The organism is Pseudomonas sp. Irchel 3A5 (genome assembly GCF_900187575.1).
GTDB classification, from domain to species: Bacteria; Pseudomonadota; Gammaproteobacteria; order Pseudomonadales; family Pseudomonadaceae; genus Aquipseudomonas; species Aquipseudomonas folii.
Window position 1 is genome coordinate 47,279 of the sequence record NZ_FYDU01000023.1, and the last position, 19,352, is coordinate 66,630.

A 19,352-nucleotide genomic window follows, 5' to 3' on the forward strand; every position below is an offset into this window, starting at 1 on the left:
GGCTGGCACGTTTCGGGTAATAAACCCCGAACCTGTAGGAGCGCACGAGCAACGCGAGGCCGCGATGGCGTTTTGTCTGACACCCCGCCATCGCGGCCTCGCGTTGCTCGTACGCTCCTACAGAAAAGCATTTCAGCAAAATTACAAAATCGACAACGGGTAGTTGATGATCAAGCGGTTTTCATCGAACTCGTTGTTGCTGAAGTCACGACGCATGGTGGAGTTGCGCCATTTCACGTTGAGTTTTTTCAGCACACCGCTCTGGATGGTGTAGGCCAGTTCGGTTTCCCGCGCCCATTCCTTGCCATCGTTGGTGGCCGACGTTCTGACGTTGTCACCACTGATGTAGCGGTTCATCAGGGTCAGGCCCGGGACGCCCAGCCCGGCGAAGTCATAATCGTGACGCAGTTGCCAGGAGCGCTCTTCGGCATTGTCGAAGCTGGCGTTGTAGCTGTCGTTGGCCAGGGTGCCGCCGCTGGTGCCGTTAACCCGCATCCACGTGTCGCCACTGACTTTCTGCAGCCCCACATAGAACACATGAGCGCCATACTTGGCCGAGAACAGCCCCGAGTACGTCTTGTTATCCAGATTACCCGCCAGTTCCCGACCGTCCTCCCCGCCCTTGAAGAAGCCCAGATTCGCACCCAGCGTCCAGTCACCCAACGGCTGGCTATGAACCAGTTGCAGATACTGCTGGTTATAAACGTCTTTGAGTTCTGCGCCCCACAAACCGACCATGGTGCGGTTCTGGTTGAACTTGTATTCGCCGCCGACAAAGTTGAACCGGTCAGACACGCCGCCACCGAAGTTCATGTCTTCCATGCTGGCATCGTTACGCGGGCTATTGCCCTGGAACTGTCCGCCATAAAGGGTCAGGCCGTCGATTTCATTGGAGGTAATCTGCGCGCCCTGAAAGGTCTGCGGCAGCGAGCGACCGTCATCGGAGCGCAGGATCGGCAAGACCGGCATCCACTCCCCCACCTTCAACTCGGTTTTGGAAATACGCGCCTTCCCCGCCACCGCCAAACGACCGAAATCATCCGCCGGACGTCCGTCACTGTGGCGTGGCAGCAAAGCCGTGCCGTAAGTACCGCCACCGCCGTCCAGCTTGACCGACCACAGGCCCAGCACATCAACACCAAAACCCACCACGCCCTGGGTGAAGCCGGACTTCGCATCCAGAATGAAACTCTGGGTCCACTCCTCCGCCTTGCTCTGCGGGTTGGATGGATCGACAAAATTGCGATTGATATAGAAATTGCGCAGGCCCAGATTGACCTTGGCGTCTTCGACAAAACCGGCAGCCGTCGCCGCCCCCGGCGCAATCAGCGAAAGGCCCAGTGCGGTGGTGCTGAAGCCAAGAACGCTTGCTGCAAGGGTATTTAATTTAGCCATTTTTGTTATCCCCACTTTCATTTGGACGAGCACAGCAATGCGTGCCCTCGAAAAAGGCTCGCATCGCCGATGAAAAGTTATCTGCCAGCCGTCAAAGGCATTCCAGTACGGCTTAGCGACTGGCGCTGGTCTAAGGGCTTACTGCCCGGCCCGCACCTTGGCGATTTCGTCGTACATCAGCTTCACCAGACTGCCGTCCAGTTTTTCCGAATACTTCTTGATCACCGGCTGAACGCGTTCGCGGAAGCGATCTTTCTCTTCGGCAGAAATATCGTTCACCGCGACGTTCTTCTGCTGCTCAAGATAGCCACGCGCGCTCGCCATGCTGCTAGCGGTGACCTCTCGCTGATACTTCTGAGCCTCTACAGCCGCCTCTTTAACCAGCTTTTTCTCGTCATCATTGAGCTTGTTCCAGGTCTTCTGGCCAATGATGAAAGACTGCGGATTGAAAATATGGCCGGTGGTTGAGATGTACTTCTGTACCTCGTAAAACTTGCTGCCCTGAATCACCGTGAGCGGGTTTTCCTGACCGTCGATCACACCCTGTTCCAGGCCGGTGTACACCTCAGGGAATGCCATCGCCACCGGGTTGGCACCCAGCGCGTTGAAGGTGTCCAGATAGATCGGCGACTGGATCACGCGGATCTTGAGGCCCTGCATGTCTTCCAGTTTGTTGATCGGGTGTTTGCTGTTGGTCACGTTACGAAACCCCAGATCCCAGTAACCCAGGCTGACCAGCCCTTTGCTGTCCAGTTGTGCGGCCAGCTTCTGTCCGACGGGACCATCGATAACGGCGTGAGCCTCCTCGACGTTGTTGAACAGGAACGGGAAGTCCAGCATGGCGAAGTCCGGCGCTTGCGCCGCGAGGATGCCGGAGTTGAGTACGGTCAGGTCCAGGGTGCCGCCTTGCAGCGCGGAGACAGTGACGACGTCACCACCCAGTGTGCCGCCCGGAAACAGTTTGACCTTGATCTTGCCGCCACTGCTTTTGGCCAGCAGTTCGGCGAACTTCTGAGCCCCCTGCCCCTGGGGATGCTCCTGCACATTCTGGAACGCGAAGCGCAGGGTTCGCTCACGAATTTCTGCTGCGTGGCTGGCCATGCTGCCCAGCAAAAGGCCTGTGGCGCAGGCACCTGCCAGCAGGGTTTTCATCAGTTTTTGCATGTCACTCTCCATATTGTTTTTAGAGTCGAGTTACGGGAATGCGCACCGACATCAGCCGGTGAAAAACTTCAGCGGTACAAGCACCAGCGAAGGGAACAACACCAGCAGAAACAGCACTACAAACTGGGCCAGCATGAACGGCCAGACGCCACGAATGATTTCATCCATGCTGATTCTGGACACACCGCACACCACATTCAGCACCGTGCCCACAGGCGGCGTGATCAAGCCGATAGCGCAATTGATCATGAACAGCACGCCGAAATACACCGGATCGATACCGGCCATGACCACCGCAGGCATCAGAACGGGAGTCAACAGCAGAATTGTCGGGGTCATGTCCATCGCGGTACCGACCACAATCACCAGCAGCATGATGACGACCAACAAAATGGTCTGGTTGTCCATGAACGGCTCAAGCACGCCAGCCAGTTGCTCGGGCAACTCGGCGATCGTTACCAGCCAACCGGAGACCATGGCTGCAGCGACCAGGAGCATCACCACCGACGTGGTTTTCGCGGATGAAAGGATCAGGTCGTACAGTTGGTTGATCTTCAACTCCTTGTAAATGACCAATGCCACAAACAGCGAATACACCGCAGCGACCACTGCCGCCTCGGTCGGCGTGAAAATGCCGAACTTCAGACCGAAGATAATGATCAGCGGCAAGCCGAGCGCCCACAGACCCTCGATCAAGGCGCGCATGATTTGCGCGGCACTCTGCCTGGGAGGCGGCTCGATATTTTCCTTGCGGGAGACGAACCACCAAGCCACCGCCAGCGACGCCCCGAGCATCAGCCCCGGGACGATCCCGGCCAGAAACAGCTTGGAAATCGAGACGCCGGATGCCACACCGAACACGATGAAACCGATGCTTGGTGGGATGACCGGGGCGATAATCCCCCCCGCTGCGATCAAGCCCGCCGAGTGCGCCCGGTTGTGCCCGGCACGCACCATCATCGGCACCAACAGTGCCGCGAGCGCCGCCGCGTCGGCCACCGCAGACCCCGAAAGGGAAGCCAGCAGGCAGGAAGCCAGAATGGCCACGTAACCCAAACCACCGCGTTTGTGTCCCACCAGGGCCATGGCGATATTGACGATGCGTTTGGACAGGCCGCCCGCGTTCATGATCTCGCCAGCCAGCATGAAGAACGGCACGGCCATCAGCGGGAAACTGTCGGCACCATTGAGCAGGTTCTGGGCGATGATCTGCGCATCGAACAGATCCAGCTGCACCATCAACGCCACGCTGACCAATAACAAGGCGAAAGCGATTGGAATGCCAAGCGCCATGGTGCCGATCAGCGAACCGAGAAAAATAACCAGGGTCATGGGTGAGTTCTCTCAGAGGTCGATGCCGGGGTATGGATCTGCTTGATTTCTTCGGCGGAGTCGCTGTCGGTGACCATCACCAACTCGTCATCCGCCAGCTTGCCGCTTAGCATCAGGTACAACTCATACAACAGAATGGCCGCAGCGCTGACGCCGAACACCAGCCCGGCCGCATAGAACAGCGCCATGGACAGCCCCGACGCAGGCGCTACCACGTCCAGGTTGATGACCGCTTGTTGCCAGCTTCCGCTGAACACCAGCCAGCAGATGTAGAGCATCAGCACATGGCCAACCACCAGACAGAACCGCTTGCCCCCCGCAGGCAAGCGACGCACCAGGCTGTCGAAGCCCATATGTGCCCGATCTTTGAGCGCTACGAGTGAACCGAGAAAGATCATCCAGACGAACAGCCAGCGCGACAGTTCTTCCGACACGCTGATGCCCGAGTTGAAAGCGTAACGGAGCACCACGTTGCCGAAAACCAGCACAAGCATGCCAATCATGCACAGCACGATGAGCAACTTGAGCAGCTTGAAATACAGGTCGACTATTCTTTTCATTATTATTGCCTCGCGGAAACCCTGAACCTGACGCGATTAACCCGGCATCGCTGTTAGCGGGCTGAACCGGCCTGAGGTGCGCACGCGCAGACGCCGCGAGCCATTACCTTGGGGGATAACAGTCGAGCACAGAGAGAGGAATTGAGAACGAGCAATCGCGGTCGCATGAGAGTGGCTCCATTGTTTTTATTGTCCCCTTGCTCTGATGGCAAAGGTTTATGACATGGAAAATGTACTAACCGGTTAATTCGGTCAATACGCAAAAACGTCGATCATCAACGCTCAATTCATCACGCTGCGTATGAAACCGTCTCGAATCGCGTCGAAAACAATCTTAACCCACGCTATTTTCTTCAAAAAAGCATAGTAAAGGCATGACAGCAGCACGACTCAGGAAATATAAAAGCGTGCGATTATCGATTATTTTTTCGACATGAAGTCCGTTGATCCTCTATGCCCCCTCAACAGGCCACAACACATGCCCAGCCATCCGCCGTTCTCCGGCGCTAAAATCGCCCTTCTCTGCAACGGCTTGATTCTGAGCTACCAGCGAGACGACAAGCCCTCTATCCCATGGCCGAACCTTTGGGACCTACCCGGGGGTGGTCGCGAGGGGGAAGAAGCGCCGCTGGCGTGCGCGCTGCGTGAGACCGAGGAAGAATTTGGGCTGACCATTGCACCCGAAAGTATCGTCTGGGCTCGGGTTTATCCGGGCCAAGGGCTGGGTGGCCTGGATACCTGGTTCTTCGTGGCACACGTTCTGCCCGAAACATTTGCCAACATACATTTCGGCACCGAAGGCCAGCGCTGGGCGGTCACCACGATAGAGGCTTTCCTGGCGAATACCTCGGCTATAGCGCATTTTCAGCATCGGCTCAGGGAATATCTGTTGAGCAACCCTGGAAACGTAACCCCGGGGCCTTTAGCGCGTCACTAAAAGCCACTGGCGGCTGGCCCGACTTGCGCATAACATGCCGTGATTCCATATAGCCAGACATCACCCATGATAATAGCCAGCCTGCGCAGCCATCTGACACTCTGGTTCGCCGGACTGTCGCTGCTCGCCTTGCTGAGCGTGGGTTTCTATGTCGGTCATATCGCGACCGAACAAATCAAACAGGCCAGTGGCAGCTCTCTGCTAAGCACCGCCAAGTCAGCCGCAATGATGCTCGGCACTCAGCTACGTGAGCGTCAGCTTGAGATATTCCTGCTGAGCCGGGAGCCCCATCTGGTTCGCGGCAACCTGGATGACCCGGACATTTTGCCTTCGATGGAGCTGCGCACCCAGTCTCACTCCGAGTACGCGTGGATGGGTGTCGCTGATACCAGGGGCAATGTTCGACAGGCAGTGCACGGCCTGCTGGTCAACCAGTCCGTGCTCGAACGCCCGTGGTTCAAGGCCGGACTTCAAGGACCGTATACCGGCGATCCTCACGAAGCGGTGTTGCTGGCCAAGCTGTTGCCCGCCAATGCCAGTGGCGAACTGCTGCGCTTCATCGACTTTGCAGCACCAATCCGCACGGCTGACGGCACTGTGGTCGGCGTCCTCAGCGCCCATGTGCACTGGAACTGGATGACCCGGATTGTCGAATCGGCCATTCTGCGTGAAGGTGTCACCGCTGACCTTGAAGTGCTGATCGTCAATGGCGATGGTGCAGTCCTGTACCCACAACAGATGATCGGCCAAAAGCACCCCGAGCTGCTTGCAACTCAGCGACTTTCCACCAGCGAGAAGCCAGCCGACGCGCCGGAATGGTCAGAAGACGCCGACTACTTGTCCAGCGTATTGAAAGTACCGACGCCACCTTCCGCCAATCTGGCCTGGTACATCGTCGTTCGCCAGCCGCTGGCTACCGCTCTGGAGCCTGCGCGGATCCTGCTTTACAAGCTGTTGATACTGGGCGTTGCCGCCGCACTGGCATTTGGCCTGGTCGCATATTACCTGGCGCAGTATATGAGCCGTCCCATCGAACAACTGGCAAAGGCTGCCAAGCAGGTCCAGGCCAAACAACCCGGTGCCGATTTCCCTCAGGCGCATTCGGTCCGGGAGATCGCCCAACTGGGCCAGTCCATTCAGAGCATGACCGAATCGCTGCTGAACAAGGAACGCGAGCTGCAAGACACCAATGCGTCACTTGAAGCCACCGTCGAGCAGCGCACTGCCGCCCTCACCCAGGCCAATGCCGAGCTATTGAAATTGGCGACCCACGACGCCTTGACCGGTGTTTATAACCGTCGCCGTTTCGACGAAAAGCTCGCCGAATGCAACCAGCTGTTTGAACGCAGCGGCCGCCCCTTCGCCCTCCTGTTCATCGACGCCGATCACTTCAAAAACGTCAACGACACCTACGGTCACGCCACCGGTGACGACGTGCTGCATCAATTGGCTCAAATCATTCAGGAAAACACCCGCGCCAGCGACTTCGTGGCCCGCTACGGCGGTGAAGAGTTCGCCGTATTGCTGCCAGAGCCTGAAGGTGCGGAAAGCCCGGAAGTTGTGGCAGAAAGGATTCGCAAAGCCGTTGCCGAGGCGACCTTTGACCTGGTTGGGCAAATCACCGTCAGCATTGGTATCGGCCTGGCAGATACCGCAGATGCCAATACAACGGCGCTGATCAAACGGGCTGATCAGCAGCTTTATCACGCCAAGGCGTCAGGCCGAAACAGGGTGGCGAGCAAGGCCACCATAGACATATAAGAATATCCGTCAGATCGCTGACAACCTGGCTGGATCGCGTCTGTTTACAGTTGCCCGTAACGGAACAGGTTAAAGCTTTGGCCTCAGCGGTCGACGATTACCTATTAAAGAATAATTATTAGTTTTTCGGAGGAGCAGCGGCATGGGGATGTTCAAGGCGTTGTATGAGTCCATCGAAATGCAGTTTTTCGATTCTCTGACGAAAAAGCTCTCGAGTCTTTTTCTGCTGGTTGCCGTCAGTGGATTGCTGTACTGGATTGCCTTGAGCATTCGTGCAGACATCGTTCAGCAGTTACGCAGCGCACAACTGGACGCTGCCCTGCTCGGCCAGATTGAAGGCAGCCTGAACGGGCTCAGCAACGCCATCTTGTTCAGCACGCTGTTTACGCTGTTCATGGTCAGTTTCATGGTCTGGTATTTTCGTCACCTGATCGTGCGCCCGGTCACCCACATGACCCATGCGCTTGCAGAAATCGCTAACGGTGAAGGCGACCTGTCCAAAGACCTGCCCCTGCTGACCCACGACGAAATTCGCGTACTGGCCAGCACCTGCAACCGATTCCTGGGCAAGCAACGGGAAATCATCAGCAACGTCCAGGCCCTGACCGTCCACATCGCCGTTGAATCAGCGCGCTCGTTGAAAAACATCAGCGACTCCAGCGACAGCGCCACCCATCAGGCCCGCTTCGCCAAGGAAGTAATGGATCAGAGCAACATGGCGGTCGGTAATATTCAGGAGGTTTCCCAGCAGACCCAGGGCATCTCCAGCACCACTGCGCAAAACCTGAGCATGGCTCGCGATTCATACGCGGAACTGCTGGAGGTCACCGGCAACATCAGCGAAATATCCAGTAGCCTCAATGAATTCGGCACTCTGGTCTCGGCGCTCAATCAGCGTTCGACGAGCATCAAATCCATCGTGGGCCTGATCCAGCAGATTTCGTCGCAGACCAATCTGCTGGCGCTCAATGCCGCTATCGAAGCGGCTCGCGCCGGGGAAAGTGGCCGGGGCTTTGCGGTGGTGGCTGATGAGGTGCGTACCCTGGCGCAGAACGTCAGCAAGGCCACCGATGATATCTCGCAGAACATCGACGCCATGCTTCAGGAGGTGAGTTCCACCCACGAGCAAACCACGCAAATCAGTCACAGTGCCCGGGAAACCCAGAAAGTGGTTGAACGTGCTTCCGGCCATTTCGAAAGCATGATCGGCGACTTTGAATCCACCAATGGCAAGCTCGCTGACATCGCCGCACACATTCTGCAGTTCGCGGAAAGCAACACCGGTATCAACGACCGGGTGACGCAGATTTACGCTGACAGCCAGTCCATTGATCAGCGCATGCAGCACTCAGCCACTGCAACCCGGGATCTGTCGGGCGTTGCCGAGCGCGTGCAGACCATGCTCGGCAAGTTTGTACTGGGCCATGGTGCGCTGGATGCCGCCATTACCCGCGCCAGCCAGTGCCGTGACATTCTGCAGACACGACTCGCCGAATTGCACCGCAGCGGCCTGAACCTGTTTGATCAAAACTACAAACTGATCCCTAACACTGATCCCAAGCAGTACCTGACCAGTTATACCGAACGCTTCGCCCAGGTCTGCCAGGAAGAGTGCGACAAGCTGACCAAGGGCACCAAAGGCGGCAAGGTGTCGTTCATCGTCGACACCAAGGGTTACTGCCCGGTGAACAACAGCTGGGTATCCAAACCACCGACCGGTGACCGCACCATCGACCTGCCGGTATGCCGCAACAAACGCATGTTCTCCGACCCGATCGGCCTGCGTGCGGCGGGCAACACCCAACGTTTCCTGCTTCAGACCTACCTGCGCGACACCGGCGAAATCATGACTGAGATCGACGTGCCCTTCTTCTTCGACGGCCGCCATTGGGGCAATCTGCGGATGGGCTTTGACGCGGCGGTGTTGTTGGCGGAGTGATTGGGGGGCTCCTGGCTAACCAAATTGCCTGCAACCCAGGTATTGATATTGTAGGAGCTGCCGAAGGCTGCGATCGCGGCGTATCAGGAGAAATGCTTTTAAAATGTAGGAGCGCGCTTGCCCGCGATTACGCCAGCACAGACGATATATTCATCGGCTTATAGCCAGAATCGCGGGCAAGCGCGCTCCTACCGATCCTATGTTTGCTTAGCGACAGCGAGGTATCAGGGACATCGGGGCTACAGAAAATGCAATTCAATCCCCAGGCCAATCTCGGCTCTCACAATGACATCTCAAATTGTCAGAGGCACCTTGCCGGGTGTAGATGCTAAAACCTGACGAATGAGAACAATTCCGTTACCCTGTGCGCACTTTTTTACGGCGGATATGTCGTGCTGCCTGCGGCCGATTCGTCCTCATCTCTCGGTATGGGTAATTCAATGCGCCTGTTCAAACACCTCGCAGTCGGCGTCAGCCTGCTGCTAGCCGGTCAGACCCTGGCCTTCGCAACCACCTATCCAGTCACTGTCACCGACGTTGCCAACCGTCAGGTTGAAATTCCCGCCGAACCCAAGCGCATCGTCCTGCAGGACGGCCGCGATCTGTTCACCCTGGCCCTGCTCGACCGCGCCGATCCATTCCAGCGCGTCGTGGCGTGGAACAACATCATCAAGCGTTCCGACCCCAACACCTGGAAAGTCTTCGAAAACCAGTGGCCAAAAACCGCCAACCAGGCCACTGACATGAAGTTCGGTGACGACGGTGATCTCAATCTCGAAGCGGTCGTCGCCGCTCGCCCGGACCTGCTGGTATTCCAGACCCGCGCCCGGGCTTCGCTGGAAAATGCTGGCGTGGCGCAGAAGCTGGCCGCGCTGAAGATTCCGGTGCTGTTCGTCGACAGTGATCTGGAGCCGGTGGTCAACAGCCAGAAAACCGTAGCCCTGCTCGGTCAGGTGCTGAACCGCGAAGAAGAGGCCAAGGCCTACATTGATTTCTACAAATCCCGATTGGCTAAAGTCGAAGCCATTACTCAGGAACACAACAAGAAACCCTTGGTGTTCGTTGAAGCCAAAGCTGGCCAGGGCGGCGCATCGGCCTGCTGCTTTACCCACGGCGATGTCTACTGGGGCAAGCTTGTTCAGGCGGCAGGTGGTGTGAACCTCGGCTCTCAACTGTTACCGGGCGCGACCGGCGATGTCACGCTGGAAACCGTATTGGGCAAACAGCCGGACGTATACGTCATGACCGGTACCCAGTTCCCGGGTAACACATCCGTCTCGCCACCGTTTGGCTTCGGTGATAGCGTCAAGCTCGACGCCATCCAGCGTCAGTTGAAGTTGCTGGAACAACGTCCAGGCTTTGCGCAACTCAAGGCCAGCCAGAACGGTCGTGTGTACGGTGTCTACCACCAGTTCTACGCCAGCAGCTGGAACATTCTGGCAGTGGAAAACCTGAGTCAGGCGTTCTACCCGGACAGCGCTAAACAGCTGGATGCAGATGCCAGCCTCAAGTCGCTGTTCGCCCTGACCGGTATCAAGGCAGTCCCTGCGATTCTGTACGCCACTGCGCCTGCTACTGGTAAATGACCCACACCCATGACGACCTCTATCGGTAAAGCTTCATCCGACATCAGCAGCTACCAGACCCGTTACACCCATACCGTGTGGAAGCGCACGGTATTGCTGATCAGCCTGCTGGTGATCGCTGTGGTGGCTTTCATTGCCGACCTGATTGTCGGCTCAGGGACACTGACGTTCGGTCAGGCCATGAGTGGACTGTTGCAGCCTGACAGCGTAGATGCCAGCACTCGCGTGATCCTTTGGGAGCTGCGCATGCCCATGACGCTTATGGCGGTGCTCGCGGGCACGTGCCTGGCGCTGGCCGGGCTGATGATGCAGACGGTACTCGATAACCCTCTGGCGGAACCCTTCACGCTGGGGATTTCCTCGGCCGCGGGCTTCGGCGCGTCACTGGCGCTGGCCTTCAACTTTTCCCTCGGCAATGCCTTGCCAGGGTTTGGCGCCGACTTGCTGGTGACCGGCAACGCCTTCCTGTTCTCGTTGCTGACAGTGGGCATCATTCTGCTGCTGACCCGCGGGCATGTGGGCCTGCAGGCGATTACCCTGCTGGGGATCGCCGTGCATTTCGTGTTCAGTTCGTTGCTGGGTCTGGTGCAATACGTGGCGAGCGTCGATCAACTGCAGAGCATCGTGTTCTGGCTCATGGGTTCGCTGCTGCACGCGACCTGGAACAAGGTCACGCTCTGCGCGATCATCGCAGCCATTGCCATTCCGGTGGTGCTGGTTCAAGCCTGGGCACTCACAGCATTGCGCAGCTTTGGCGAACAAGCCGTAGTGTTCGGCATTCCGGTACGCCGTATTCGCACCATGATGCTGATGCTGGCTGCGCTGTTGGCCGGCGCGGTGACTTCGGTGGTCGGCATCATCGGCTTTGTCGGTCTGGTGGCTCCGCACGTGGCGCGTCTGCTGGTGGGCGAAGATCAACGCTTCACCATCGGCGTGACCATCGCCTGCGGCATCATCTTCGTCACCCTCGCCTCTCTGGCCAGCAAGTTGATCGTGCCAGGCGCAGTGCTGCCCATCGGCATGGTCACTTCGCTGATCGGCTTGCCATTCTTCATCATTCTTATCCTGCGCGACCGGAGACTGACCTCCCGATGAGTTTCTCCACTGCTGACTATCGCGTAACGATCCACGGCCGGACCATCCTCGACGGGCTGGCGGTGAAAGCCGAAGCAGGTCGTACCCTGGCGCTGCTGGGAGCCAACGGTGCGGGCAAATCGACGTTCATGAAAGGCTTGTGCGGGCTGACCAAAGCGCAGGGCTCGGCCACCATCGACGGCATTGACCTGCTGGGTTCATCTGCGGCAGTACGGGCCAAACTGATTGGCTACGTTGCTCAGGATCTGGCGCATCTGGACGTAAGGCTGTCCACCTACGAACTGCTGTTGCTCGCTCAGCACGGTAGCGCACGCGGCTGGGCAACCGGCAAGGATGCGCAGCGCAAAGCCAGCGAAATGCTTGAACTGCTGGGTTTGCAGCGCTTTGCCGAATGCCAGCCTGGGCAGCTGTCCGGGGGCGAACGGCAGATGATTTCCCTGGCACTGGCACTGGTGCGCAGCCCGCGTCTTCTGTTGCTCGATGAGCCGACTTCGGCACTGGATCTGGCCAATCAACTGCAGATTCTCGATGCGGTCAGTGCCTATACCCGCAAGGAAAACATCGTCACCCTGGCGATTTTCCACGACATGAATCTGGCCAGCCGCTACGCCGACGACACGTTGATGCTGCATCACGGCCACGTGCATTGCAGCGGCCCGACGCGCAGTACATTGACTCCGGAAAACCTTGCACATGTGTATGGGGTTGATTGCCGGGCGATCAGCGTCGACGACGGGGCTTTCACCGCGATTTATCCGGTGTCGGTGCTGCAAACCGCGAGCTGACATACTCTCTCTGTAGCAACTGCCGAAGGCTGCGATAGCGTTCAACCTGACACACCGCTATCGCAGCCTTCGGCAGCTCCTACAAACACCGCGTCGCTGACAGAGAAAACACTTGGCGGCCGTTCAGCGCACGACATGCCGTCCCTCCTCCCCTTTTCGCAATAAAGCGCTTCTGCGCCACGCATTTGTGCCCGCTTCATTTCCCGACATGCCAGTAAATTAAAGGCACGGTCCCGCAGAGCGACCGACAGCAAATCTCCAGCTCGCTCAAGAAATCTGCCAACCATCGGGGAGAACTTCATATGACAGCATCGAGTATCCGCAGCTTCAAACTGGCGAGTCTGGCAATCCTTACCGGCTGCGCCAATATGGCGTTCGCTGAAGACATCACATTTGTGTCCCAGGGCGGCGCTTATCAGGAAGCGCAAAGCAAGGCGATCCTCGAGCCTGCCGCGAAGAAACTCGGCCTGACGCTGAAACAGGACAGTTCGCCCAAAGCCTATCCCATCATCAAAACCCAGGTCGAAAGCGGCAAAGTCACCTGGGATGTCGTTGACCTGCCGACCGGCGACTGCGTACGCGGCCAGCAGGAAGGCTTGTTCGAAAAGCTCGACCTGGCGCTGATCCCCAACGCGGCGCAATTACCCGCGGATCTGAAGGATGATTACAGCGTTGGCTACATCAGCTACTCGACGGTGCTGGCTTATCGCACCGACGCTTTCAAAGGCGACAAGGCACCCAAAACCTGGGCGGATTTCTGGGACACGAAGAAATTCCCGGGGCAGCGTTCGTTGCGCAACCTGCCGCGCCCGACCCTGGAAATAGCCCTCTTGGCCGACGGCGTCGCCCCCGACAAGCTCTACCCGCTGGATGTAGAACGCGCCTTCAAGAAACTCGAAGAAATCAAACCGCACATTTCTACTTGGTGGACGTCGGGCGGTCAGTCCGCACAACTGATCAGCGACGGCGAAGTAGACATGATTCAAGCGTGGAACGGCCGCATTACCGCGGTGCAGGCTGACGGCGCGCCTGTGGCGTTCGATTACAACCAGGGCGTACTGGAAACCAACTCCCTCTGCGTACTCAAAGGCTCGCCACACAAAGTCGCGGCAATGAAGTTCGTCAACGAAGCCATCGACGCAAAACTGCAGGCGGCATTGCCAATGATCATCGATTACGGCCCGCTCAACCCCGAAGCCTTCAAGACCGGCACGATTCCCGCTGAGCGAGCTGCCAAACTTCCATCCGCGCCGGAAAACATCGCCCGTCAGGCTCTGCTGTCGGCCAAATGGTGGGCGTCTGCAGACGGCATCAAGGCAGAGGAACGCTGGTTGTCGTTCGTGCAGAAGAAGTAACAACTGAACGCCTATCCCGGTAGGAGCGAACTTGTTCGCGAGGCGGCAGCACTGACTCACCGCATCAAGCCCTCTCGCCAACAAGTTGCCTCCTACCTGACATCGCCGCCAAATGGGCATCGACATCAAGGCAGAGGAACGCTGGGTGTCGTTTGTGCAGAAGAAGAAGTAACAACTGAACGCCTATCCCTGTAGGAGCGCACGAGCACCGCGAGGCCGCGATAGCGGTGTATCAGACAAGTCGCCATCGCGGCCTCGCGGTGCTCGTGCGCTCCTACAGATTCAGGTTCGCTGCGCTCAACGCAGGACATGCCGTCTACCCGCTCCATTACGCAATAAAGCACTTTGGCGCAGGGCATTTCAGCGGCTTCATTTGCCGACATCTGGGTACAGTGGAAATCGCACGGTCCCGCAGAGTGACCGAAACAGGAAACACCCTCGCTTTCAGCATCTGCCCCCACCTTTCGGGAGTCGTTCACATGCCAACACTCAAGCACGGCGCCTTCCAGCGCTTCAGCCAGACCAAGTGACGGGAGACAGACATGTCCAATGCTTATCTCGCCAAGTCCCTGCCTGAATCCGACAACCACAAGCATCAGCCGCCGCTGACCAATAGCGATGCCCTTGCCCGCGAAGAGCGCAAGGAAAATACCTCGATGATGCTGCTGCTCACCCCGGCGCTGGTCATGGTAGTGGTGCTGTTGATCCTGCCGATGTGCTGGCTGGCGTTCCAGTCGGTGCAGACCGAAGAAGGCTTCTCCCTGGCCAACTATGTCCGTATTTTCGAAGAGCGAATCTATTGGGACACGTTCGTCCTGACCTTCAAGATCAGCCTAATCGTCACCGTGCTGTCGATTTTCCTCGGTTTCCCCATCGCCTATGCCGCTTCCCGCCTGCATGGCTTCTGGGCGAACCTGATTCTGATCTGCGTAATTATTCCGTTCTGGACCAGCGTGCTGGTGCGCTCCTACGCCTGGCTGGTTCTGCTGCAACGCCGGGGGCTGGTCAACCAGACGCTGATCGACATGGGCATCATCGATCAGCCGCTCAACCTGATGCACAACACCACGGGCACGGTAATCGGCACCCTGCATGTCATGTTGCCGTTCATGGTTCTACCGCTGTATTCGGTGATGAAGAAAATCCCGCAGGACCTGATGCAAGCCTCGGAAAGCCTTGGGGCCAAGCCCTTTTACACCTTCCGCCGAGTGTTCTTGCCGATGGCGGCACCCGGCATCATGGCAGGGTCGATTCTGGTCTTTGTCATCTGCCTGGGCTTCTTCATCACCCCTGAACTGCTCGGTGGCGGCCGCACGATACTGGTATCGATGCTGGTCCAGCGCAACGTTGAGCTTTATCACGCCTGGGGCGCCGCGAGTGCGGTCGGTCTGGTGCTGTTGTTGGTGGTATTCCTGATTTTCTGGGGTATCAACAAGTTCATCCCTATCGAACGCATTCTGGGAGCGCGCTAAATGAAACTGGTTGCCTATCTGCGTCAGGTCCGCGTCTCCCACTTGCTCTTCACCGTGTTGGTAGCAGCCATCCTGCTCTACCTGATTCTGCCAGTGCTGATTGTGGTGCCGATGTCGTTTTCCGAGGCGCGCTTCCTGCAATTCCCGCCCAAGGAGTGGTCACTGCGCTGGTACGCGGCGTTCTTCCAGAGCGCTGAATGGATGTCGGCGGCACGGGTCAGTCTGATTACCGCAGCGGTCACTACGGTGGTCAGCCTGCCCATCGGTATGGCTGCGGCCTACGCCATCAATAGCTCCAGCCTGAAGGTCGTGCGCACCCTGCAAATCATTCTGCTGCTGCCGATGATGGTGCCGATCATCCTCATCGCCGCTGGTGTGTTTTTTGTGTACGCCAGGGTGGGTCTGATCAGCACCATGACCGGGCTGATTCTGGCGCACATCATGCTGGCACTGCCCTACGTGATCATCGCCCTGCTGGCAGGTTTGCGTAACTTCGACATGTCTCAGGAAATGGTCGCTCGCAGCCTGGGCATGAACCGATTCCGGGCGTTCATGGCCGTGACATTGCCGCAAATCAAACCAAGCCTGGTCTCGGCCACGCTGTTCGCCTTCATCACCTCGCTGGATGAAACCGTGGTTGCGCTGTTCATCTCCGGTGGCGACAACCAGACCCTGACCAAGCGGATGTTCACAGCCCTGCGCGATGAAATCGACCCGACGATTGCGGCCATCAGCTCGATTCTGATTCTAGCCTCGCTGTTGTTGGTGGTGATCGCCGGGCGCAATAAACCGAGCTGACAACCCCATCTTGTAGGAGCTGCCGAAGGCTGCGAAGGCAATTTGTCTGACACACCGCCTCGCAGCCTTCGGCAGCTCCTACAAGGGAAATGATGAATAGCAACATCTGCCGCCAGCATCGCAAATTCAGCATCTACCACCCGCTCAAGTGGCTATCTCGGCATCGGCCACCGGGCAGACATTCTTAAAATGAGTCCATCGTTCGGACCCTCAAGGCACCTTGATCATGTTGAAAAATACCCTGCGTGACCCTTCCCTTCTCGTTGAGCGCGCCTACGTCAATGGCGAGTGGATCAGCGCCGATGACGGCGCGACGCTGGACGTGACCAATCCCGCCGACGGCAGTGTTATCGCCCGGGTTCCAGCCTTGCAAGCCGCGGAAACCCGCCGCGCCATAGAGGCAGCCGAAGCTCGTTTCGTGTCCTGGCGCGAAGTCCCGGCGGCCGAGCGCGCGCGTTTTCTTGAAGTCTGGTTCAAGCTGATCATGGACAATCAGGAAGACCTGGCGCTGATCATGACCGCCGAGCAAGGCAAGCCCCTTGCTGAGTCACGCGGCGAAATTGCCTACGGTGCCAGCTTCGTCAAATGGTTTGCTGAAGAGGCCCGGCGGATCTACGGCGACACCATTCCTTCGCCGGTCGCTGATCGACGAATCATCGTGCTCAAACAACCGATTGGCGTCGTCGCGGCGATCACCCCGTGGAACTTCCCTAACGCGATGATCACCCGCAAATGCGCTCCTGCTTTGGCGGCGGGTTGTCCGGTGCTGGTCAAGCCTTCTGAAATGACGCCGCTGTCAGCCCTGGCGTTGGCAGTGCTAGCAGAACGCGCCGGAATCCCGGCCGGTGTGTTCAACGTATTGACCGGTTTGCCTGCCGGGGTCGGTGGTGAAATGACCAGCAATCCTGCGGTACGCAAGCTGTCATTCACAGGATCAACCCGGGTCGGCCAACTGCTGATGAGTCAGTGTGCAAGCACCATCAAACGACTGAGCCTGGAGCTGGGCGGCAATGCGCCATTTATCGTCTTCGATGATGCGGACCTGGACCTGGCCATTGCAGGGGTCATGCAGAGCAAATTCCGCAACGCCGGACAAACCTGCGTCTGCGCCAACCGCATTCTGGTGCAGGACGGTATTTATGATCGGTTCGCAGAACGCCTGAGCGCGGCCGTCGCCGAACTGAAAGTCGGTGACGGCCTGCAAACCGGGGTCACGATTGGCCCGCTGATCAATGCCGCCGCCGTGGACAAAGTGACCCGCCATATCGGCGATGCGCTGGAAAAAGGTGCCAGCGTGGTCATTGGCGGAGCGCCTCAGGGCAACGGTCTTTACGTCCAGCCCACCGTCTTGCGCGATGCCAAAGCCGACATGCTGCTGGCCAGCGAAGAAACGTTCGGCCCTGTTGCGCCGCTGTTCCGTTTCAAGGACGAGGCCGAGGCGCTGGCGCTCGCCAACGCCACGCCGTATGGCCTCGGTGCGTATTACTTCACCCAGGACATGCGTCGCGCCTGGCGCGTAGGTGAGCGACTGGAGTTCGGCATGGTCGGTCTGAATACCGGGATTATTTCCATGGAAGTCGCCCCCTTTGGCGGCATGAAGCAGTCAGGCACCGGCCGTGAAGGCTCGAAGTACGGCCTGGACGAATTCCTCGAAGTGAAGGCCTGGCATATCGGCGGTCTGGACTGACGGCCAGCGTTGGACACGGATACCGCCGGGCAGCAGATCCTGTTTTTCCGGCGGCTCAAAACGGCACGAACACGGCCAGCGCCTGTGTTCAGATGGATGCAGACACCCGCTCTGCACAGGAGGACGCTTCATGAATTTCACTGAAGGTTTTGAATCAGTCAGCGTCAATCAGGTTTGCAAGGATTACGGCAGTTTGAAGGCGCTGAACAACGTGAACCTCAAGGTGGAAGCGGGAGAATTCATGTCCCTGCTGGGCCCTTCCGGGTCGGGCAAAACCACATTGCTAAGCATTCTGGGCGGCTTTATCCGGGTCAGCTCCGGCAGCATCCTGTTTGGCGAGCGCGACGTCACGCTGATGCCACCGCACAAACGCGAAATCGGTGTGGTCTTCCAGAACTACGCATTGTTCCCCCACATGACGGTGGGCGAAAACGTTGCCTTTCCCTTGCGCGCCAGAGGTGAAAGCGCCGCCAAAAGCCTCGGCCGCGTGAAGCAGGCACTGGCAACGGTTGAATTGAGCGGCTACGAAAACCGCTCCATTGCAGCACTCTCCGGCGGCCAGCGGCAACGGGTGGCACTGGCCCGGGCGATTGTCTTCGAACCCAAACTGATCCTGATGGATGAACCGCTTTCCGCTCTCGATAAACAGCTGCGCGAGACTATGCAGATTGAGCTGCGCGCCCTGCACAAACGCCTCGGCGCGACGATGATTTACGTGACCCACGACCAGCGTGAAGCGCTGACCATGAGCGACCGCATTGCAATCATGCGTGGTGGCCAGTTGGTACAAGTCGATACACCGCGTCGTCTGCACGATCACCCGTCCGATGATTTCGTCGCCAGCTTCATCGGCGAAAGCACGCTGATCCCGTTGCAACGCAGCGACAGCGGCCTGAACCTGGGCGCTACTGCACTGCGCACAACGCGTCCAATTCCGCCGTCAGGGGACGTATTCCTCGCGCTGCAGTCGGAAAAACTGTTGCTCGACAACGACACGTCAGGCCCCGAGTGGAACCGCCTGCGCGGGCGCGTTTCGGACATCGTGTTCCAGGGTGAAAGCCTCAAGGTATTCGTCGACCTTGAAGGCGGCCCGACCGTCAGCCTGCGTCAACCAAGCCATCACGAAGGCAACCTGAGCCTGCCCCCCATTGGCTCCCCGCTGCTGATGCGTTTGCATCCGGAAGACACCATCGTTGTGCCACGGGCAGCGATTTGACGCAGGGCTTTTATGTGGGAGCTGCCCAGGTGTCCCTGACACAGCGCTGTGCGAATCAACCCAGAACTGTAGGAGCGCACGAGCACCGCGAGGCCGCGATAGCGATTTGTCTGACACACCGCCATCGCTGCCTCGCGGTGCTCGTGAGCTCCTTGTATCTCGACTCTAGCGCCTCACCGCGCCATAGTTCTCGACTGATCATCGAGGGAGAGCAGGAAGCTGTTGAGCTCCTAAGGCCAAGAGCCTCTATTGTAGATAGTGCTCCTGCCC

General features: G+C 58.1%; 15 protein-coding genes. 11 read left to right on the plus strand and 4 right to left on the minus strand.

Going from position 1 to position 19,352, the window contains the following annotated elements; genetic code table 11:
• Positions 1-141 precede the first annotated feature (141 nt).
• The 4 genes from CKW31_RS27935 to CKW31_RS27950 form a co-directional block, all read right to left on the minus strand.
• On the minus strand, positions 142-1,395 hold the full coding sequence (locus CKW31_RS27935) for an OprD family porin (RefSeq protein WP_095102134.1): 1,254 nt from the start codon (positions 1,393-1,395) through the stop codon (positions 142-144).
• A gap of 138 nt (positions 1,396-1,533) precedes the next feature.
• Positions 1,534-2,559: a TRAP transporter substrate-binding protein gene (locus CKW31_RS27940; RefSeq protein WP_027900488.1), complete on the minus strand. Its 1,026-nt coding sequence runs from the start codon at positions 2,557-2,559 to the stop codon at positions 1,534-1,536.
• Between the two features lie 51 nt (positions 2,560-2,610).
• Positions 2,611-3,891: a TRAP transporter large permease subunit gene (locus CKW31_RS27945; protein WP_095102136.1), complete on the minus strand. Its 1,281-nt coding sequence runs from the start codon at positions 3,889-3,891 to the stop codon at positions 2,611-2,613.
• Complete coding sequence (locus CKW31_RS27950; protein WP_095102138.1) at positions 3,888-4,451, minus strand: TRAP transporter small permease; 564 nt, start codon at positions 4,449-4,451, stop codon at positions 3,888-3,890. The genes CKW31_RS27945 and CKW31_RS27950 overlap by 4 nt, the downstream gene beginning before the upstream one ends.
• Positions 4,452-4,929: 478 nt before the next feature.
• On the opposite strand from CKW31_RS27950, the gene CKW31_RS27955 reads away from it, so the two are divergent.
• The 11 genes from CKW31_RS27955 to CKW31_RS28005 all read left to right on the plus strand — a co-directional run bounded on the left by CKW31_RS27955 (position 4,930) and on the right by CKW31_RS28005 (position 19,082).
• Positions 4,930-5,388: an NUDIX hydrolase gene (locus tag CKW31_RS27955; protein WP_095102140.1), complete on the plus strand. Its 459-nt coding sequence runs from the start codon at positions 4,930-4,932 to the stop codon at positions 5,386-5,388.
• 66 nt (positions 5,389-5,454) lie between these two features.
• Positions 5,455-7,149 (plus strand): sensor domain-containing diguanylate cyclase, encoded by a 1,695-nt coding sequence (locus CKW31_RS27960; RefSeq protein WP_095102142.1) that lies wholly within the window; start codon positions 5,455-5,457, stop codon positions 7,147-7,149.
• Between the two features lie 142 nt (positions 7,150-7,291).
• Positions 7,292-9,088: a methyl-accepting chemotaxis protein gene (locus CKW31_RS27965; RefSeq protein ID WP_095102144.1), complete on the plus strand. Its 1,797-nt coding sequence runs from the start codon at positions 7,292-7,294 to the stop codon at positions 9,086-9,088.
• A gap of 440 nt (positions 9,089-9,528) precedes the next feature.
• Positions 9,529-10,674: an ABC transporter substrate-binding protein gene (locus CKW31_RS27970; RefSeq protein WP_095102146.1), complete on the plus strand. Its 1,146-nt coding sequence runs from the start codon at positions 9,529-9,531 to the stop codon at positions 10,672-10,674.
• Between the two features lie 9 nt (positions 10,675-10,683).
• On the plus strand, positions 10,684-11,769 hold the full coding sequence (locus CKW31_RS27975) for an iron ABC transporter permease (RefSeq protein WP_095102148.1): 1,086 nt from the start codon (positions 10,684-10,686) through the stop codon (positions 11,767-11,769).
• Entirely contained in the window at positions 11,766-12,554 is a 789-nt protein-coding gene (locus tag CKW31_RS27980; RefSeq protein ID WP_095102150.1) for an ABC transporter ATP-binding protein, read from the plus strand. Before CKW31_RS27975 ends, CKW31_RS27980 begins: the two co-directional genes overlap by 4 nt.
• A 302-nt stretch (positions 12,555-12,856) precedes the next feature.
• Positions 12,857-13,909: an ABC transporter substrate-binding protein gene (locus CKW31_RS27985; protein ID WP_095102152.1), complete on the plus strand. Its 1,053-nt coding sequence runs from the start codon at positions 12,857-12,859 to the stop codon at positions 13,907-13,909.
• A 542-nt stretch (positions 13,910-14,451) separates the two neighbouring features.
• Complete coding sequence (locus tag CKW31_RS27990) at positions 14,452-15,381, plus strand: ABC transporter permease (RefSeq protein ID WP_095102154.1); 930 nt, start codon at positions 14,452-14,454, stop codon at positions 15,379-15,381.
• Positions 15,382-16,179, plus strand: a complete 798-nt coding sequence (locus CKW31_RS27995) for an ABC transporter permease (RefSeq protein ID WP_095102156.1) — start codon at positions 15,382-15,384, stop codon at positions 16,177-16,179. It abuts the gene before it with no gap.
• A 226-nt stretch (positions 16,180-16,405) separates the two neighbouring features.
• Complete coding sequence (locus tag CKW31_RS28000; RefSeq protein WP_095102158.1) at positions 16,406-17,866, plus strand: NAD-dependent succinate-semialdehyde dehydrogenase; 1,461 nt, start codon at positions 16,406-16,408, stop codon at positions 17,864-17,866.
• A gap of 130 nt (positions 17,867-17,996) precedes the next feature.
• Complete coding sequence (locus tag CKW31_RS28005; RefSeq protein WP_095102160.1) at positions 17,997-19,082, plus strand: ABC transporter ATP-binding protein; 1,086 nt, start codon at positions 17,997-17,999, stop codon at positions 19,080-19,082.
• The last annotated feature ends 270 nt before the right edge of the window (positions 19,083-19,352 follow it).